The following is a 20,136-nucleotide window of genomic DNA, read 5'->3' on the forward strand; positions in this document are numbered from 1 at the left end:
CCTGATAACAACTTCCCTTCGCTCCTTCCCGTTTTCACGGAATATCATCGCTACTACGAAAGTTTCCGCCCCCGTGCCGTGCATCGATACTTTCCTTCTTGCAGTGTCTCTTGCTTGAAGTTTTCTCTTTACATCACGACGACAGGTTCTCACGTTCCATGTAAATGCCTGTGTTAAGCTCACGCTGTCTATACGCCGGATGCCGCAACATCGGTAAACAGGTGCCCTTGCTGCTTGTCCCAAAGGCGCTGGTGGGCTCTGGTTTTGACATCAACTGATCCTTTCGACGCCTCTGTTGACAGTTCACATTTGTTCGTCTTCTTAACACGCACCTGACATCTTTATCGATGCCTTACTCCTTTGATGCTCACTACCACAACTTTTAATTGCAGCAGCTAAAGGTGGTTTGAAAGCTACTCCTGTAAGTCGCTTCCGATGGGCCGACCATCATCATTTACATAGCATCAAATTTTCAAAGAACTAATTCGACAATTTATTATCTGTTCGTGACACTCACCAGCCCGGGTTTTGTACCAGGTTTTCATTTACCGGCAGGTTCCCTTCTCTTATAGGCCACAGGTAATCGCGGGGCACAACAAACCGCATGGTATAATAAGTGGTGGGAATATAAAACAGTTCCGGATGATCAACAGTACCCGAACGGTCGTAGCCCATTATATTTCCATTGAGCAGCTGACCGGCCAGTTTCCAGCGACGCAGGTCCCAGAAACGGCTTCCCTCAAACGCCATTTCAATATTGCGCTCATTGCGAATGATGTTGCGCAGCCCTTCTTTATTCTGGTATGCACCAGGGTTGTTTGAAAAGTTGGTCCAGCTATCCTGTACCGAGGGTAAACCCGCTCTTGCACGTATCAGGTTCAGGTATTTATATACATCAGCCGATGGGCCGTTTGCTTCATTCAACGCTTCAGCATATAACAGGTACAGATCGGCGAGGCGCATGGTTGGAAACGGATAATCCTGGATCTTACTGCTGTTATTGCTTTCGTAAGTGAATTTCCAGTTCACCAGTTTTTTAGGATAGTACGTGGTAATGGTAACCGCTACCCCGCTGCCATACTGGCCCAGCTTTAATTGCGCGCTCCAGGTATTCTCATCGGTATGGCTCGGACTGTTTTGCATATACCAGGTGCCGCCATCAAAACCGAGGTCGGCATAATAACGCGGCTCTCGGTCGAAATTCAACCGGGCTGTTTTATACCCTTCCACTATATTAAAGCGTTCGTCGTGCACGGCTGTTCTTAACTGATGCGGTGTATTGAAATCAAGTGTTTTATCTTCTGTAATGGGAACGCCGTTCTTTGTATAGAACTGCCGCACCACCTGCATGGTGGGCCCAAGTGTTCCATAAATACTTGAGTTGCCCGAGGCCGCGGGATCAATATGCGCCATGGAAGAATACTGCAATTGCCAGGTTGAAGAATTGGCGTTGGCCCAGATCCATTCCTGATTCCATTTTTCACATACCGCATTGCGTACGCTCATTTGGGTTATGGTGCCGGCGGTAAGTGGGAAACCTGTTGTATTGATAAACTGATACAAATAGATGCCCGCTTCGGTACATGCAGCAATAGCCTCTGCAGCAGCATTGGCAGCACGTTGCCATTTTTCTGCATTGTAAGTAGAAGAGATGAGTTGTACCCCGTCCTTATCTTTAAAGTTGGCATAATCGGAATTACCGTTGAATAAAGGGCTGGCGCCATACACCAATACACGGGCTTTTATGCTTTTTGCAATGGCCACGGTTATACGGCCCAGTTCGGTAGCAGGCGCATATAAGGCCACTGGTAAACGGGCCGCGGCTGAATCCAGCACACCAGCAATATAATTCACCACCGAGTCAACCGGCTGGCGTTTTACTTTTGTTTGTTCCAGTGGCGCATTTATCGGAATGTTCTTATCCATTATAGGAATAGGCCCATACTGACGCATCAGCAGGAAATGAAAATACGCCTTAAGGAACATCACCTCGCCAATCCAGCGCGTTCTTTCATCCAGGGTAAGATCGGGGATCTTGCTCAGGTCCGATACATTTTCGATGAACGTATTACAGGTGCGTATACCGGTGAACATATTTCTGAAACCAACATTTTCGAAATAATCACCGTCCCAGATGTTGGCATAGGGCCGCACCACGTTTTGGTTACCACGGGCCACATTCCAGTTGGTGGCCGTTAAACTTGCGGCGGGGTAAGCCAGCCAAAATTCATCACCACCCAGGTAAGCAATATTACTTACAGGGTCGCCATCATTGGGCAGGTACGAATAACAGGTGGCCAGGTATTTTTCTGCCTCCCTTCGCATGGTGAAAGCATTGTCGAGCGTAGCCACATTATCGGGTACCACATCGAGAAAACTCTTTTTACAGCCGGCAACCGTACATACCAGGTATAAGGCTGCTATATAATATCTTGTTTTCATTGTTTGCATGTTTCTAAAAGTGATTAAAATCCAAAGTTGATACCCATGTTGTACACGGCCTGTACCGGATAGCCCAGTCCGTTACCACCCATTTCGGGGTCCCATAAATTGAATTTGCTTACGGCAAACAGGTTCTGCCCATTGGCGTAGATCCTGAAATTGGAGAAACGCATACGCTTCAATGCTTTCCGGGAGAATGTGTATCCTAATTCCACTGTTTTCAACCGCATAAAAGTGCCATCGCGTAACCACCAGTTTGAGGTTTGTGAGTTGTTATTATTGAACTGCGCATCAAAGCGGGGCCAAAACGCATGCAGGTCCTGGTTATCTTCACTCCAATGACTGTCGGCAATGGCAGTTAATAATCCGTTTTGCGAACCGCCGTTCAGCACAAAAGGTGAAATATTAAAGGGGTTTATAAAGAATGAAACCCGTGCATTACCCTGGAAGAATGTGCTTATATCAAATTGTTTATAGCCAAATGAAACACCAAAACCATAAGTGATCTCCGGTGTTTTTGGGTGACCGAGCGGCACAATGTCGAGATTGGTTATTTTACCATCGCCATTGATATCGCGGTATTTGATATCACCGCCCATGGGTGGGTTGCCACCAAAACTTTGTACCGGCGATTTGCGTGCTTCAATATCATCTACAAACAATCTTTCGGCAACAAGTCCATACACCTGTTCCAACGACTGACCAATTTTTGAGAGATACTTCAATTCATCGGGATAAACCGGTTCTTCATTTATCCTGAACTTACTGGTGGCATAGGTCATGTTGGCCCGAGCCTGCAACCACATATCCTTTTTTAAATTCTTTGAATAATCTATAGCTACATCAACGCCTCTGCTTGAGGCCTCGCCCATATTCGCCTGCACATTTGCCTCAAGCCCCATGGTAGAAGGAATGGTGCTGCGAGGCATCAGGATGTTTGAACGAACAGCGCGGAAGGCATCTACCACAATATTTATCCCATTGCGGAAAGAAAGGTCCATACCCAAATTGGTAGTGGTTGCTTTTTCCCAGGTAATGTCGGTATTGGCGTAACGGCTAATGGAGTAACCGGTTACATAATGGGCCTGGTCTACACCAAAGTGGTACCCATTGCCATCGTTATTGGGATTTACATTTGATAAATAAAAGAAGCGGTCGTACGATTTACCTATCTGGTCATTACCCACCAAACCAAAAGTGGCGCGTAGTTTCAGGTTCGATATTACTTTCTGTATGGACTCAAAGAATTTTTCGTTCGACACTATCCAGCCCAAACCTGCAGAAGGGAAAAAGCCAAACCGGTGATTGGCGGCAAAACGTTCTGAACCGTTGTAACCGAAATTCAACTCGGCCAGGTAACGGTTATCGTACCCATAAGTAAAGCGGCCCGAAAGCCCCAGGTTGCGGGCAGGTAATGATGCCTGCAGATCGCCGGCATTGGCATTGAGAAAATTACGTAAGATGCCAATGAGCATTCCGCTTACCGCATGTTTATCGCCAAACGTGCGACTATAATTGGTTGCAAATTCAGCATAGGCTACTGTATTGATTTGTTTTTCGCCCTGGTTAAAGTTCAGGTATTCAGTACCGCCATTGGGGTTCAATGGCGTTAGTATGTTTAGTTTGCCATTGGCATCGGGCATTAAGGTATAATAGAACGGATTGTAACGGCGGTTGAGATCAAAGAATGAATACCGTTGCGTATAAGCCATGAACCGTGCAGCCAAACCAGGGGTTACAAAACTGAAGTTCTGGTTCAACTCTATTTGCGCATTCATAAGTGACGACTGGTACTGCTGAAAACCCGATACCATGCTAGCAAATGGATTGTTGTATAAATTGGTGGTATTGCCTATATAAGCGTTACCAAATAATGGGTGTTTTAAGAAAGGCGCAAAACTGGATGGATAATATGCAGGGAACATCACCGGGTTGCTCCAGATGGCGCTGTTAAATACGGCGCGGCCGCCGTTTACCCAGTTGCCATCACCATCGCGATAACCTTGCGGACCATTATAATCATCAAACTGTGCCGATGTTCTTACAACTGCTCTTGTAGTAGGCGTAATATTGATGTTTACGTTTGAGCGAACACTATAGTTACCTAATTTAATATTGCTGTTGAACGTGCTACCGGGCACGGTCTTTAAGATACCACGATCGATATTGTATGTACCGGAGATATAATATTGTGCTGTTTTACTACCACCGCTTACGTTCATATCGAACTTCTGGTTAACGGTATAGTCTTTTATAAGCGAGTTGATCCAGTTATTGCTGGGATATTTTAGGGGATCATCACCTGCTTCGGTATGATCGATCTTGTTTTGCGAATATGGAAGAACCCCTAATGGGTCTCTGGTAAGCACGGCCTCATTGGCCAGTTTCATATATGTGATATTATCGGCAAACTTGAAGTTGCGGGTATTGGTTGAAATGGGCGCTTCTGCACGTATGTTGAACTTCGCTTTACCTTCTGCCCCCATTTTAGTTGTAACCAGAATAACGCCATTAGCGCCACGGGCGCCGTATAATGACGAAGCTGCTGCATCTTTCAACACGGAGAAACCCGAGATATCATCGGGCTGTAAACGCGCCAGATCGTTGGATGAAGATTCCATACCATCGATAAGAATAAGCGGATCTCTTTTACCGGCGCCAAAGGTGCCAACACCTCTGATAAAGAAAGAAGCATTATCGGCTCCGGGCTCACCACTTTGCTGATATGCAATGACGCCCGAAATACGGCCGGCCAACATGGTGGTAAGGTTACTGGTTGGGCCGCGCAATTCTTTTACATTAATGGATGTAATGGCCGCCACCATACTCTGCTTTTTTTGTTTACCATAGGCCACCACTACTACATCGGCCGTTGAATCATCGGCCAGTGGCAACATCACAGTAACCGGTTTTCCTTTGTGCACCCGAACATCTTTCGATTTATAACCTACAAACGAAAATGTAAGCAAGGCGCTTTCATTGGGAATATCCATTGTAAAGCGGCCCTTTTCATCGGTGCTGGTACCCTGCAGGGTGCCTTTTATTAACACGGTTACACTACCCATTGGCGTTCCATGGGCGCTATCGAGCACCATACCCGATAACCTTCCTTCCCCTTGTTGAGCAAAGGAACCGGTTGAATACAATAGTGAACAAATGGTAAAAACAAACAGAATGAATAAGCGGGGCTTATGGCAAAAGGCTATGCACCTCCCCATACAGCAGGCAAATCGTTTTTTCATTTTAGCAGCGTTTGATTGGGATAAACAGGAAATTGACCGTATAATACCAGGCTATACTACCTGTACTATACTATCCTATACCACTACAAATATAAAGTTATTTTTTACTGGGCAAAATATTTGGGGAATTAATTATTTGGCGCCACCGGGCGAATCAGGTAAACCCTTGCATCTGAGGGAGGAATTGTGATCTGAATGGTATCGGTCCATTTTTCATTTGCTTTGGTGAAGAGCTCAGTTGCGTTTACTGCCGACCCTAATTCAGCTTCAAGACGGAATAGCGATAATGTATAAGTGCGCGGAGCATTACTGAAGTTGAATGCAGCCAGGTATGCATAGCTGGTTTTATCGTAACCGCTCTTTACAAACAACTCAACGCCTTTATTGCCTGTATTGGCTTCAATGGGTTTAAAGCTGCGACCGTCTTTAATAACTTTTAGCAGGTCTTTATTTTGCAATAAACGTTTAGCTGCATCTGACCAGGGGCCATTTGAAGAAAAATCATCACCGGCGATAAGCGTGCCTGTAACCAATGCCGATGCCAGCCGGGCGCGGTTGGCGCCTTCGCTTTCGCGGTTAAACACAACATGGTCGGCATCTACAAAATTATATAAGTGACTTTGCCACCAGCCATAGCCGGTGCTGTTCAAAGTATATTCTGAATTGTCAATTGCGCTAAAAGCGTCACAGGCAATACGCCGCATATGAACATAAGGAGCTGTGGCCATGGTAGGTGAAATAGCGGCATACACCAGCATTTTATTATCAAGTGCTTTGGTTACGCATTTCATACCTGCTTTATATGCCTGCATACCGGTTGTTACCGTTGAATCATAAAATCGATCGCATTCCAGCGCACCATGACCCAGGAAATCGATCTTGATCATTTTAAAGCCAAGGTCCTTCAAACGGGTAAGATACCAGTTAATGCGGGCTTTTGTTCCGGGATGGGTGGCATCCATAGCATAGGCGCCATCTACTTCAACCGGCTTGCCATTTTGTTTTAACCAGGCCTGTGCATAGGTATAATTTGAGCCTTCTATCTTGCGATCATACTTACCCCAATCGGTAAAGGGCGCCCAATAGATCCCTGGTTTGAACCCTTTGCTTTTGCAATACGCCACAAACTGTTTGAGCTCGCTTACATCGCCATCTAACCCGCCTTTGATCATATTGTCCCAGAACGAATCAAGATCAATATATAAGGCACCATCGTTACTGCGATAACCTTTGCAGCTATCGGCAAAGAAATCGATAACCCTTTTGGCCTTATCTAACGTTATTTTGTTTTGTATGGCACCCCAGCTGTTCCAGCCCACGGGTGTGGATTTTTTCCAGGAACGAATACCATAGTAATATTTATCGCTATTGTGTGCAGCGTAATCTTCCATCCCTTTTCGCCAGTCAGAAAATTTACCTACCAACAATCTTGGTGATACGCAGGAAGTATCGGTGGTAGTTACCAGCCCGTGCGGAATTTTATCGTGTGTGATATTACTATCGGCAAAACCGCCAAAAGCGCTAACCGATATTGAGTTATTGCTATTGGCTTTCACATGAATGCCCGTTTTCCACACCGTATGTTCAAGCGAGCCAATTACCAATCCATTATATGATCCGTTGTTATAAATTGCCGTTACTTCGCTACTTGTAAAATTTGCCTGTTGCAAGGGCTGTGCATTGAAGCGCGCCCACATATCGTTATCGAAGGGAACATATAAGGCGCGGTTATCGCCGTTTTCGCTAAACGCTACATTGTCTGTTGTGAGTGGCGACATATATGATGCAGCTACTCCTTTCCCAATTACAGATACAGTGGTAATAAAAAAATCACGTGTACCAAAAACGGTAAACTCCTGTTTCATCCGTACCCCGTCACGTACAGTTACTATGGTATATTGGGAAACACGGTCATGATGCGTTCTGGTCCAAAAGGAATAGGTACGAACGGCAGCACCGGTGCTGATCATTGCTGTTTTACCTTTACATTCGGCGTAGGCGCCGGCAATTGTTTTTTTACCATCGAATACCACATCGTATGTACCGGTTGTTAATGAATATATGATCTTATTATTTTGCCCAAAAGGTATTGTGAGCACGGAATCATTTACAGGCGTAGCACCTGCTGCTAATTTCAAAAAAAATAATGTAAACAAAATGATTGAACCACGGGTGGTTAGCAGTGGACGGATCTGCATGGTTGGGTGTTTTATAGTTTGTATGTTAGCTTTATTGGGCGATACCTGCTTTTGAGAACAGGATAAATGCCGCTGCCATTAAAACAAGCAGCAGCAAAAAGAAAAAGTGCCGGCTGCGCCAGGGTTTCAGATCAACAACCGCCGTATTATTTTGCACATATGGCGTTGCCATAGGTTTCCATCGCGCTACTATCAACATTACCGCCACCGTAGCAACAAACAATATTCCTAATACATGCAGGTAATGGATGGGCAGATCAAACACCAACTGACTTATCATATAGGCAACAATGAAAAAGATCAACCCGGTAGTAGCAGCAGCCTCCGATACTTTCTTCGTCATAAACCCTACTATCATTACCGTAAATACCGGCACGCTAAAGAAGCTCGACATCTTCTGTATATAATAATAGAAACCACCATCGAATTTGCTGATGAATGGCGAAAAACACATAGCCACCACTGTAATGGATAGTTGGAAGATACGCGCTGCCTTTACCAGTTCCCTATCGCCCGCACGCGAACGCCATTGTTTATACAGGTTCATAATGAACAAAGCGCCCGAACTGTTAAGCCCCGCATTGAATGTGCTGATGGCCGAACCAAAAACAACGGCGGCAATAAAACCGGTTATTACGGGTGGCAATACATCGCCTATCAGTTTTGGAAAAACAGTGGCGGTATTAGCAAGTTTAGGATATAGGTGAACAGCGATCAAACCCGGTACATTCAATAACAATGGCGCAATTATTTTTCCCAGGGCAGCCAGTGAAATGCCTTTCTGCCCCTGTGATAAACTTTTTGCCGCCAGCGCCTGTTGCATAATATATTGCTCCATGCCCCAGTAGTACAGATTGATAAGGAACATGCCCGTGAACAACGTACTGAATGGGATGGGGTCATGGGCGCCGCCAACAGAATTGAGGTGTTCTTTTTTTGAGGCCAGTATAGTTTGTACCCCCTGCACCACACTTCCCTGCCCCAGGTATCGCAATCCAAACACCAGCAACAGTATACCACCCACCAGCAAGGCTGCACCCTGTACCAGATCAGAAACCGTGATGGCCCTAAAGCCACCGAGTATTGTATAACAACAACCGATAATGCCAACACCTATTACCAACAGCCAGATGGCCGAAAAATAACTGATGCCTAATACCTCATCAACATGAAAAATACCATTCAGCGCAACGGCGCTTCCATATAATACAGTTGGAATAAGACTAACGACATAACTGGCCAGGAAGAACAACGACACAATCTTTTTTAACCGGGGGCCAAACCGCTGTCCCAGGAAGTCGGGCGTAGTAACCGCACCCATCTTCATATATACAGGCAGAAAAAATTCAGCAACGATCAACATGGCCAGCACCGAGCTCATACCCCAGCACATAACCGACATATCGTTTGTATACACAAACTCGTTTTCACCTATAAGCGTATTACAGCTCATATTGGTAAGAAAAAGGGAAAAGCCTACCATCCAGAATCCCAGCGTGCGATTGCCCATAAAATAGGCAGTGGTGGTATTCAGGCGCATCTTCCTGGTGTTGTAAATGGCAATTACCGCAACCAGGCCAAGGAAAAGCAGAAAGCAACAAAATCCTGTGATGTTCATTGGTTCACCTCATCACAGCGATTTGCGCCGGATAAGCACTGTTGGTATTATTTCCTGGATCTTTTTTCGTGTAAGCACAAACTCCGCCGCCTTTTCGGCCATTACTTTAAAATCGGCCGAATAAGTGGTAATGCCATCAAAGATCAATTCCTTCACTACCTCATCATTGTGCGAAAGAATACCTACATCTTTTCCCGGCTTCAGCTTCTTCACCTTACAATCTTTTAACATATTCCACAACTCGGTATTGTTAATGGTGAAATACACGTTTCCCTTTTCCAGCGTGCCGGGAATATATTCGGTCAGTATTTCATGTTTAATTTTATGCGTCTTTACAAATGACTTAAAGGCATGTAAAATTTCTATAGGGGTATCTGCAGCCGGCCGGTGATAATAGATCATTTTATCGTACTGCTTAATAGTATCCTTCAATTCCTCAAATACCCGGTACGATGATTTATCGAATTCCTGTGCTACATAGCTAAAGTCGCCGGAGATCTTCTCATAGCGATCGATCATCAGGAACCTGTCCATAGGCAGGTTGCCCAAAATTTCAGCGGTGCGTTTATGCGGAATGGGCGCCACCACAAACAATCCATACCGACCCCTGATGTTTTGGATGGTACTTTCCAGCACATCGATATTATTATGGTGAAAGAATACATCGATGTGTACGCCCTGGCCCACCTCTGCGCGGAACACTTTGTAAAATGTTTCCTGAAAAGCGTCAAAAGCGAATAATACGAGGGCTACCTTCAGGTGCTGGCTGATATCACAATTGGAAACATAAAACCCTACGCGGTTCTTCGACTCTACTATACCGCGCGTTACAAGGTCTTTATAGGCCTTTGCAATGGTTTCGCGGGCAAACCCGAATTCATTTATAAGGTTATTTACAGAAGGTAATAGATCGCCCTGTTGCAGGGCCTTGTTTTGAATGGCGTTGAGAATGCCGTTTACGAGCTGATCGTGTTTCGACAACCCACTCACACCCTCCATTTCGTAGATTTGCTTAAATACATCGTTCATAAAGCAAGCTTAAAGCTGAAAGCCTAAGGCCAAAAGCAAACCGCTCAAATCCTGAACTCGTGTTCAGCATGCGGCAAGCATTCCAGCACTTCGTTTATCTGTCCTATCCTATACTATTCATCAAATGTATAAAAAAGGAAGGATTAATACCAAATAAAAAAAAGTGCGGATCCTTTGAGAGGAGCCGCACTCAACGCTGCCTACAACTTTCGGTTTTGTATTTCCGCTTTCAGCTTTGGGCTTTTAGCCTTAGGCTTTTCATTCAAACTGCACCTGCTGATCTTCCTCGGGCACCTGGATGTTCCTAACCTTCTCCAGGGTAAGAGGGCCAACAAACCTGTAGTTAATGGGAAACGCAAGGTTGGTAATGTCGCTGTACCAATACTCGAGGTTCATTGTGATATACGTCTTTTCAAGATAAGGCTGCACCTCATCCATTTTTTTGGTAATGGAATACGTACCGGCTTTCTGTTGGAATTTGATGCTTGCATCGGGCGCCGTAAGTGTTACCGTACTATCTGCATTGAACTTTGCAATTATTTTATACTTCGCCCGGTCATATGCTTCTTCATCTATATTACCGGCAAAAAAGAATACGGTGTTCTCATTTACAACAAAAGCATTTCGAGACGGTATAGTGAGCGCCGTTTGGTTATTCTGCGGCACATCGCGGTTCCAGATAATTCCCGCATTGGAATACTTGTTTGAATAATCATTAAAAGGAATGATCTGCATAATACTTTTACTAAACCATCTTCGCTTAGCTACATTGTCTTTAGATGTAGCTACTATCTTTATAGGCAATACATATTTATTGATAAGGTCAAGCCCTTCCATCTTCAGGTCAAGATCGAAATAGCCTTGCAACGACCCTTTGGGAATAACGGTGGTCATTGACTTAAACGAGTAATTGACCTGCGGCAATTCCTGAAAGTAAAGATCTTTCCGCAAACGGAACCGGTCGAAGTTGAGATCAGCCAGTGTGTCTTTATCCAACTCGATGGTCACTTCAATATCATCGGGATTGCCAGTTGAACCACTTAAGATCACCGGAACTTTTATAGTCACTACTCCACCCTGGCTTTTATACTTCGCATTCACTTTTACCACGCCACTTTTTACAAACGATACCTCTTTTACATAGAGTTCGTTGTTCCATTCTTTATTGCAGGAGGAGCCTGCAAAAAGGGATAATATTATATATAAATAAAGTCTTTTCATGTTGTAATATTTACAAATTATAGGAAGCTGTTGCAGGTTACAGGTTGCAAGTTGCAGGGAAAACCCATGAAACCTGTAACATGAAACCTGTAACCTAATAAGGCGTTGTCCATCCCGGGTTTTGCGTAAGTTTCTTATTTCTTCTTAACTCTTCATGTGAAATGGGCCACAGGTACATTTTCCTTACGAAGATGGTTGGGAAAGAAGGAATAACAACGGGTGTATGAAACAGCTCGCGTTGAGCAACGGTCATATCCATATTACAACCCATTACCGGCGTGGCTTCTTCAACAGGCGCATCTTTCCAGCGACGCAGGTCATAATAACGGTGGTTCTCGCCCAGCAATTCTATTTGTCTTTCTCTTTTTAACGCTTTTCTGAAAAGCTCTTTTGAGCCATATACATTGCCATCATAATCGGGCACACCGCCTCTTATTCGAACCTGGCTAATGGCGTTGCTCATTTCAGGAACATTGCGCGTAATGCTGTGCGTTTTTGTTCCGGTATAATCGGGTATACTGTACGATCCGCCCAGTTCATTCAGCGCTTCTGCATAGATCAACAATACTTCGGCATAACGAATGGCCGGTTCATACTTCGGCACTACAAAGGAGCCTGTTACTTTTCCATCGTGCGAATCAATAGGGTTTACAAATTTTTTGATACCTAAACCTGTTCTTACATGAAACTGGGGCGAAGCGGGTTGTTTGCCATCGGGATCGCCCCGGTAATAAAAGATCTGTTTATTCCTTAATGCCGGATCAAGTGCGCTTAACCGGTACCAGATGCTGCCATTATAAGAAACAGATGCATAAAAGCGCGGTTCACGATTGGCATACTGTAACGATACGCCTGTGGGTAATGGCAAATAATCTTTATCGTTGGTTGTAAAACCAGCAACCCGCGGATTTAACGGCACATCGGACCCATCGCTCATATAATAGGCATCGCATTGTTTTTGGGTAATGCCATGCGCATTCCACCCACCCATAGAATAGGGCGTTTGGTGTTTTGCCAATGCTTCGGGCCCAACACCACTCAATTCGGTTACGCGTGAAAATATCAATTCAGGATTTGCCGATGCGGTTAATGCACCATTGAACATTTGACGGTACGATTCAAATGGATCTATATCTTTCCAGCCATTAGGGAACGATGCATTTGAATATTTTACGTGGAACGGCGGTACAATGGTCTTTGGTTGTGCAGGTCCCTGATCGGCAGCATTAAAGGGTACGGTAAACAAACGATAAACATTTAAATCGATCACATCTTTAGCCGCAGCGGCCGCCCTTGCCCATTTCTCTTCATTATAGGTTTGTGAAATAAGCTGATTGCCTTCATTATCTATAAGGTCGGCCATTTCGGTATTACCGTTAAACTCGGGGCTGGCCGCATACAAATACACTTTTGCCCGGGCAGCCAGGGCGGCGCCTTTTGTTGCGCGTGCGCGGTCGCGGTTAGTGTGTGTTAATGGTAAGTCCAAAGCGGCAGTGGCTAATTCTCTTGTAATAAGATCAACACAGTCGTCATAACTACTTCTTGGTATAGCCAATTCCTCATAAGGTTTGGTATAATCGATCCCTTCATCGGGCACCAATGGCACCGGCCCATATTTTCGAAGCAACAACCAGTAATAATAAGCCCGTAAAAAACGCGCTTCGGCCTTTCCTTCTGCTATTTCCTGCGCGCTCATTTGCCGGTTGCGATCGATATTGTAAATATAAATGGTTGCCTTGCGAATGCCCTGGTAACAGCTGCTCCATGACCGTTGTATCCAGCCTTCGTTATATTCACCATTCTTGTAATTCTTATAACTGCGGTTATCCAGCTCATCGCCGCGATCGCCAAAGAACATATCGTCTGAGATGAGGTTGAACGGCGCATAATCTTTACTGGCCACATCTATATTCTCCTCTTTCAAATGCGTATACACATCTGCAAGCCAGCGGTCGGCATAATCTTTTTTAACAAATAAAGTATCTATATTCATCCGGTCTTTAAAGTAGTGCTCCATATCCATATACTTTTTGCAGCTATGGAAAGTACCGGCTATAATTGCTATTGCGATGATGTAAATTGTTTTCATACCAATTGTATTGGCTCGTTAAAATTTGAAAGTAATACCAAGGGTTACTGTTTTGGGCAAAGGGTAACGTGTACCGTCAGTGCTGGCCATTTCGGGGTCCCACACTTTTACATTGTCCCACACATACAGGTTTTGTGCCAGCAGGTACATACGCATATTGCTCAGTCGCAGGCGCGAAGCAATCTTACCCGGAACCGTATACCCGATATCGAGTGTTTTAAAACGCAGGTAAGCGCCGTCGCGTAACCAGAAGGTGGAATTACGGTAGTTATTGGCATTGCCGCCATAACTTAAGCGCGGGTATTTTGCATTGGGATTTTCGGCCTGCACGTCTTTAGGTGCTATATCTGCTGAGATCCATCTGTTACCCGGCTCTATCGCTTCTGTAAGTATATTTCCCCAGGCCCCATTGATAAAAGGATGCGCCGTGGGGCCGTTTAAGATATAGGAATTGCGGCCCGCCCCCTGAAAATGCACATTTACATCCAATTGCTTCCATGAGGCTGAAAGGCCCATACCATATTCAACCGCCGGCCGCCAGCTGGCGCCAATTGGTACAACGTCTTCGCCATCGATAATACCATCGCCATTAATGTCTTTGTATTTTATATCACCAGGCATATAAGGGCCAAACGTTTGGCGCGGACTGTTCCTTATTTCTTCATAATCGGAAAACAAACCCATAGCTATTAAACCGCGCGTTTGTTCGGCACGAAATCCCTTTTGCATCAGATAAGAGTAGCTGTTCTGTTGCTCATCGCGTTCGAGCACTTTGTTCTTATACCAGGTTAAATTTCCGCGCAGGGTGAAATTTATATTACCGAGTTTTTTCCTTAAACCGAAATTTCCATCAATACCACGGTTATCCATTTTACCTACGTTGGCCCAGGGTTGACTGCTGATACCTACAATACCGGGCAACTGGTTCCGTTGCATGTAAATATTCCGCCGGGTTTCCTGGAATACATCTATCGTGATAGAAAATAGATTCTTCAGGATATTGATATCGAGACCAAGATTCTGTTTGCGGCCCACTTCCCAGGTAAGCGCATCGGATGAAACCTGAGTATAAGCTAAACCGGTATAACTGTTCGGACTAACCGGTTCACCAAAATTGTAGGTACCACCGTTTGCAATGGTGCTTAGGTAAGCAAAACGCAGATCACCAAAATTATCATTACCCACTTCACCTATTGAATACCGCAACTTGAACATATCGAGCCAGCTGAGCTTTTCTTTTATAAAGCTTTCCTCGGCCACATTCCAGCCAACAGCCAAAGCAGGGAAGAAACCAAACTGATGTCCTTTTTTGAAATTCTCAGAGCCGGTATAACCAAAATTAAATTCAACCAGGTAACGGCTTTTAAAACCATACATAGCGCGGCCCGCTACAGACATATTCCTGCGGGGCAATCCGTTCTTTATATCAGTGCCCAGGTTCTGCGTTTGGCGTTGCTCGCGTACAAAATATTTCAACAACCCTTCTACATTGTGGTTGCCAGCGAAATTGCGGCCATAGCCTAACTCCGCATCGGCCTGGTATACCCGCTCACCCCAACTACTCGATTCCTGTTGCATCAATTGCTCGCCAGATACGCGGTGCATGATCAAATTACCATTCCGGTCGCGGCGGCGTTCTACATTATATTGTTCAGGCCATTTAATACGGTTGATGTCGTTCATGCTGTTGGCATCAAAAGCCAGGCGGGCTGTAAAACGAAGACCGCGTGTAAGCATATCTAACCGCTGATTAAGCGTAACGTTTGATTCGGTCTTGTTCTCCCAATGTTCGCGAAAACCGGTTTGTGTGGCCAGTACCCACGGATTGGTTTGGTTACCGGTACCATAAGCAGGCATTAACCCGTTTGAATATTTAAAGGGAATGGAAACCGGCGACTGACCAATAAGCGAATACCAGATGTTGAGGTTGTTCAGTCCGGGAAAGTTTTGTTTCTCCAGAAAACCCGAAACGCCCAGGGCCAGTGTGGTTGTACGGGTTACATCGAGGTCATAATTTATGCGGTAATTCCATCGCGACAAATGCGCATTGGTCTTGTAATCTTTCAATGCCTGATCGGCTTTGTACATACCGCCTTCATCAACATAACTGGCCGATACAAAATACCGCGCAATGGTAGCGCCGCCCGACAGGTTGATGGCCGCGCGGTAAATATTGGCGCCGTCTTTTAGCATCTTATCCTGCCAGTCAACATTGGGATACAGATCGGGATCGAGTTTCTCTTTTATAATATTCAATTCATTGTCGGTATACATCGGTTCCTGGTTGCGGGTAATTTTTGCTTCGTTCGCCAGTAGTGCATAGGTATACCCATCAACAAATTTTGGAGTGCGCGTACGGGTTAAGTAACCGTATTCCATTTTACCATCGATGTTCACTTTACCGGCCTTTCCTCTTTTGGTAGTAATAAGCACTACCCCATTGGCTCCTCTTGAACCGTAGATGGCCGTAGCCGATGCATCTTTTAAAACGGAAAAGGATTGTATGTCTTCAATATTGATCTCATTAAAAGGCCGTTCAAAGCCATCTACCAGTACCAACGCGCTTTGATTGGCGCCAAAGGTTGAAATACCACGGATCCAGAACTCCGACTGGTTTCTGCCTGGCTCACCCGAATTTTGCATGGCAATAATACCTGGCACATTGCCGGCAAGGCCATTGGTGATGTTCGATGTAGGCGTTCGCAGGTCATCAACGTTGATAGCAGAAACAGCTCCGGTAACCGTAAGTTTTTTCTGAGGCCCCGCAGCGGTAACGATCACCTGCGACAGGGCGCTTGAGTCGAGCGACTTTAAAGTCACATTCAACAGACCTTTGTTACCAAGCTTTATTTCCTGGGTGGCAAAACCAATATGTGAGAAGATGAGCGTACTGTAAGGCTCGGTGCGCACAGTATAGCGGCCTTTATCATTTGTCATGGCTCCGCCACCCACCTGGTTTTTTATTGTTACACTTACACCGGTAAGCGTGTTATTGATACCATCGGTAACGGTGCCCGTCACCTGTATATAATCCTGGGCATGTGCAGCCAGGCTACTGCCCAACATAAGCAGTAATGTGGTTATATAAAGTTTCATTGTATGTGGGTTAGGTTACTATTGAAAATCCAAGAACCAAGCTCCAAGAACCAAAAAATGAAAACCACAAATCAAAAAATCAAAAAGAACCAATTGTACTCTTTGGAATTTCTTTGGATCTTGGAATTTGTGATTTGGATTTTTTTATTTGGATCTTGTGATTTGTGATTTATTTATTTGGATCTTATGATTTGTGATTTGAGATTTTCATTCAGTAGAGATGGTCCTGATGCGGCGGTTCAACTGATCAGCAACATAAAAGGTGCCCGTTGTCTGATCATAAATAATTCCCCTTGGATCGTGGAACTGCGCATCGCGTAAGGTGCCATCCGTATAACCGGCTTTTTGAGGCCGGCCGGCAAAAGTGCTTACCACACCTTCGGGTGTAATTTTACGGATGCAATGATTATACACATCGCATACATAAAAATTATCGAACTCGTCGAAGGCGCCCTGGTGCGGATTATCGAAGCGGGCGTCAACCCCTACGCCGTCTTTATGACCGGGGCTTCTTCTGCCGCCTACAAAATGCACCGGGGTTTCAAGTACGCCCGTTTCCCGGTTATAGCGCGACTTAAGTATGTAAGCCTGGTTCACCACAACTATGTAGGCAAAATCGCCACTGGGTGCAAACTGTACATTGAACTCCCAGTTTACATCGCCAATTCGAAACAATTCGCGCGAAACCTTTGCGCCCCTGTCCCATTTAAAAACAGCGCCGGTTGAATAAGCGTTGAAGAAATACTCGCCGGTTTGGGGTTGTACGGCGCCGCCATTTGTGGTTTGGCTGTAGACGAGTGATTGCCAGCGGCTGAAATTATCGGCCCTGGTGGCAATGCCTGTGCTGAGACCCGTCCAGTCCCATTGGTCGTTAGTAATGTAAAGGGTATCCCAGGTAGGATTAAACGCAAGTGTTCTGGGCCGGTCCATACCGTTACCCTTCAGGAACTTGGTGGTCACTTCTGTTTTTTCGGCATTGATGAACCGCATGCCGAGGCGATCTTCGAGCAGGTAGATATTCTTTTTTTCGTCGAAGCACAACCAGTAAGGTTCCTGAAACTGCGCCTTGTTGATTGGCCCATCAACAATGGCGGTTTTGCCGTCTTTGTCGGTAAAGCCGGCAAGCGTACTTACACGAGGATAATAAATGTACCTGAAGCCAACAGGTGCAATAACTTCCTGTTTTGTAGAATGATCGCCAATAATCACTTTCACTTCACCAGTTCCGGCTTTGGAAGGCACCAATACATATATGGAAGAACCGTTGGTACCCACAACCGGGGCCGGCTTACCATTAATGTACACTTTAATAATGGAAGTATCTTCGCCAAAGTTGGAACCATAGATCATTAGCTGGGTGCTAACGCCGCCGCTATCGGGTGTTATGCGGCTAATGGTTACTGGTGATGAAGGATCGTAGGCAATTTTTTGTTCGGTAGTTGTGCTTTTTTTACAGGCACAAACCGTTAGTAATACAAGGGAAAGCCATGCCAGGCCTCGCTTGCATTCATAAGCAAAAAGTTTTGGAAACATATGCAATCGTTATAAGCAGTTAGACAATTGAAATAAAATTACACCTACGTTTATTTAGCGTTTATTCATTGTGTATCAAACTTGATTCAAATGGTTTCAATTTGGTCTAACACCCTTGGATATATTATTTTATTTTCATAAATAAAAAAGGTGGGCCTCGCGACCCACCTTGTGCTTATAACTGCTAATATATTTTAGTACCCGGTATTGTTAGGTTCAAGGTTCGGGTTCTTTTGTATTTCAACCGCGGCTATAGGATACAGATCATGAAAAGGCTGAATATTGCCTGCTACATATGGATCGTCGGTAGCTGCTGCCGTTTTTACCGAAGACACCAGCCTGCCCCACCGTATTAGATCGAGCCGGCGCTGCCCTTCACCATAAAATTCAATAGCACGCTCTTTGAATAAATACTCCTTCATATCGGCTTTAGAAAGGCTGGCACCCAATACGCCGCTTGCACCAAAGGAACGTTTACGTATTTCATTTACTGCCAACAATGCCGTAACAGCATCATCGTTCTCGTTAGCCGCTTCTGCCAGCATCAACCAAACATCGGCATAACGGAACACATACATATCCAACCCACCATCTGCATCGGCTGTCGTTGCAAGGCGCCAGAATTTGGGGCCCGACCAGGTAGTGATCTTTTCTACCGGATCAACCTGAAAGGTTTGGTTGTTATAACCGGTAGCAACAATAGAAGCCCTGCGTTTATCATTGGGTTCAATATAATTAAGAAAAGTAGTGTAAGGAATATATGTACCATACCATGAGCGTGCGCTAAACGGCGACACACCCACCTGCTTTTCGGGCTGGTACCAGCAATGATGGTCCTGGCCATTTAATACAGGCTCAAAGTCAACCTCAAATATTATTTCAGTACCGGTCATTTCATTGGCCTCGGTAAAAATATCAGCATAGTTGGTTTGTAAAGTATAGGTTTTTGAACTGATTATTTCCTGGGCTTTTTTCTGCGCCTGGTCCCATTGCTTTAACCACAACATGGTTTTCACCATCAACGTTTGCACCGCTCCTTTAGTAGCGCGACCTACATCGGCGCCGGTAAACTTAGCGGGTAATACAGCTTCGGCTTCTTTTAAACTTTCCAGTATATTTTTCCTGATCTCTTCTGCCGGCATGCGGCCAAGCATTTGCGTAGCCTCAATACTGTAATTGGTTTCGTCGTAATACACCGCATTGCCAAACAAACCGGTGAGGTAATAATAATAGAGCGATCGTAAGAATTTAGCTTCGGCTACCACCCGTTTCTTTATTGTTTCACCAACGCCGGTTGAAGCGCCTACTTTATCGATGACCAGGTTGGCATTACTTATTCCTTTGTACAGGTTGGTCCAAATGGCTTGCGTATAACCCGGACTGAAAGAGGTAAGTGTATAATTCTGCTCGGGATCGCTGGCCCTTTTACGCGCACGGAAAACATCGGTGCCTTCATCGAGGGCGCGCCACAAACTGCTTTTAAAACCACCGGATGTATTTAACCAGGAATACACACCGTTCACACCCAGGATGGCTTCATTATCATTGCTATAAAAATTATCGGCTGTGATCTTATTCTTCGGGTCTTCCTGTAACTGCTTATCACATGCAGTAAATAACGGAAGCAGTAACAAAAAGAAACATATCTTTTTCATCTGTATATTTTTC

General features: G+C 45.0%; 10 protein-coding genes. All 10 read right to left on the reverse strand.

What is annotated here, in order from left to right; translation table 11 throughout:
• Positions 1-513: 513 nt before the first annotated feature.
• Positions 514-2,442, reverse strand: coding sequence for a RagB/SusD family nutrient uptake outer membrane protein (locus GGD38_RS00005; protein WP_375303757.1), 1,929 nt, complete (start codon positions 2,440-2,442; stop codon positions 514-516).
• A gap of 23 nt (positions 2,443-2,465) precedes the next feature.
• Positions 2,466-5,684, reverse strand: coding sequence for a SusC/RagA family TonB-linked outer membrane protein (locus GGD38_RS00010; RefSeq protein ID WP_375300093.1), 3,219 nt, complete (start codon positions 5,682-5,684; stop codon positions 2,466-2,468).
• Positions 5,685-5,812: 128 nt separating this feature from the next.
• Entirely contained in the window at positions 5,813-7,882 is a 2,070-nt protein-coding gene (locus tag GGD38_RS00015) for a hypothetical protein (protein WP_375300092.1), read from the reverse strand.
• 31 nt (positions 7,883-7,913) lie between these two features.
• Complete coding sequence (locus GGD38_RS00020) at positions 7,914-9,500, reverse strand: solute:sodium symporter family transporter (RefSeq protein ID WP_375300091.1); 1,587 nt, start codon at positions 9,498-9,500, stop codon at positions 7,914-7,916.
• A gap of 12 nt (positions 9,501-9,512) precedes the next feature.
• Positions 9,513-10,529 (reverse strand): GntR family transcriptional regulator, encoded by a 1,017-nt coding sequence (locus GGD38_RS00025; RefSeq protein ID WP_375300090.1) that lies wholly within the window; start codon positions 10,527-10,529, stop codon positions 9,513-9,515.
• A 258-nt stretch (positions 10,530-10,787) separates the two neighbouring features.
• Positions 10,788-11,750: a DUF4973 domain-containing protein gene (locus GGD38_RS00030; RefSeq protein ID WP_375300089.1), complete on the reverse strand. Its 963-nt coding sequence runs from the start codon at positions 11,748-11,750 to the stop codon at positions 10,788-10,790.
• Positions 11,751-11,844: 94 nt separating this feature from the next.
• Positions 11,845-13,839 carry a RagB/SusD family nutrient uptake outer membrane protein gene (locus GGD38_RS00035; protein WP_375300088.1) on the reverse strand — a complete coding sequence of 665 codons (1,995 nt, stop codon included), beginning with the start codon at positions 13,837-13,839 and terminating at the stop codon, positions 11,845-11,847.
• An 18-nt stretch (positions 13,840-13,857) separates the two neighbouring features.
• Positions 13,858-16,935 (reverse strand): SusC/RagA family TonB-linked outer membrane protein, encoded by a 3,078-nt coding sequence (locus GGD38_RS00040; protein WP_375303758.1) that lies wholly within the window; start codon positions 16,933-16,935, stop codon positions 13,858-13,860.
• Positions 16,936-17,142: 207 nt separating this feature from the next.
• Positions 17,143-18,468: an IPT/TIG domain-containing protein gene (locus tag GGD38_RS00045; protein ID WP_375300084.1), complete on the reverse strand. Its 1,326-nt coding sequence runs from the start codon at positions 18,466-18,468 to the stop codon at positions 17,143-17,145.
• A gap of 194 nt (positions 18,469-18,662) precedes the next feature.
• On the reverse strand, positions 18,663-20,123 hold the full coding sequence (locus GGD38_RS00050) for a RagB/SusD family nutrient uptake outer membrane protein (protein WP_375300083.1): 1,461 nt from the start codon (positions 20,121-20,123) through the stop codon (positions 18,663-18,665).
• Positions 20,124-20,136 lie beyond the last annotated feature (13 nt).

Source organism: Niastella sp. OAS944, assembly GCA_024809215.1.
Lineage (GTDB): Bacteria > Bacteroidota > Bacteroidia > Chitinophagales > Chitinophagaceae > Niastella.

Bases quoted from the DNA above. Each gene is read 5' to 3' on its own strand.
- GGD38_RS00005 (WP_375303757.1), bottom strand. From the start codon at position 2,442: ATGAAAACAAGATATTATATAGCAGCCTTATACCTGGTATGTACGGTT.
- GGD38_RS00010 (WP_375300093.1), bottom strand. From the start codon at position 5,684: ATGAAAAAACGATTTGCCTGCTGTATGGGGAGGTGCATAGCCTTTTGC.
- GGD38_RS00015 (WP_375300092.1), bottom strand. From the start codon at position 7,882: ATGCAGATCCGTCCACTGCTAACCACCCGTGGTTCAATCATTTTGTTT.
- GGD38_RS00020 (WP_375300091.1), bottom strand. From the start codon at position 9,500: ATGAACATCACAGGATTTTGTTGCTTTCTGCTTTTCCTTGGCCTGGTT.
- GGD38_RS00025 (WP_375300090.1), bottom strand. From the start codon at position 10,529: ATGAACGATGTATTTAAGCAAATCTACGAAATGGAGGGTGTGAGTGGG.
- GGD38_RS00030 (WP_375300089.1), bottom strand. From the start codon at position 11,750: ATGAAAAGACTTTATTTATATATAATATTATCCCTTTTTGCAGGCTCC.
- GGD38_RS00035 (WP_375300088.1), bottom strand. From the start codon at position 13,839: ATGAAAACAATTTACATCATCGCAATAGCAATTATAGCCGGTACTTTC.
- GGD38_RS00040 (WP_375303758.1), bottom strand. From the start codon at position 16,935: ATGAAACTTTATATAACCACATTACTGCTTATGTTGGGCAGTAGCCTG.
- GGD38_RS00045 (WP_375300084.1), bottom strand. From the start codon at position 18,468: ATGTTTCCAAAACTTTTTGCTTATGAATGCAAGCGAGGCCTGGCATGG.
- GGD38_RS00050 (WP_375300083.1), bottom strand. From the start codon at position 20,123: ATGAAAAAGATATGTTTCTTTTTGTTACTGCTTCCGTTATTTACTGCA.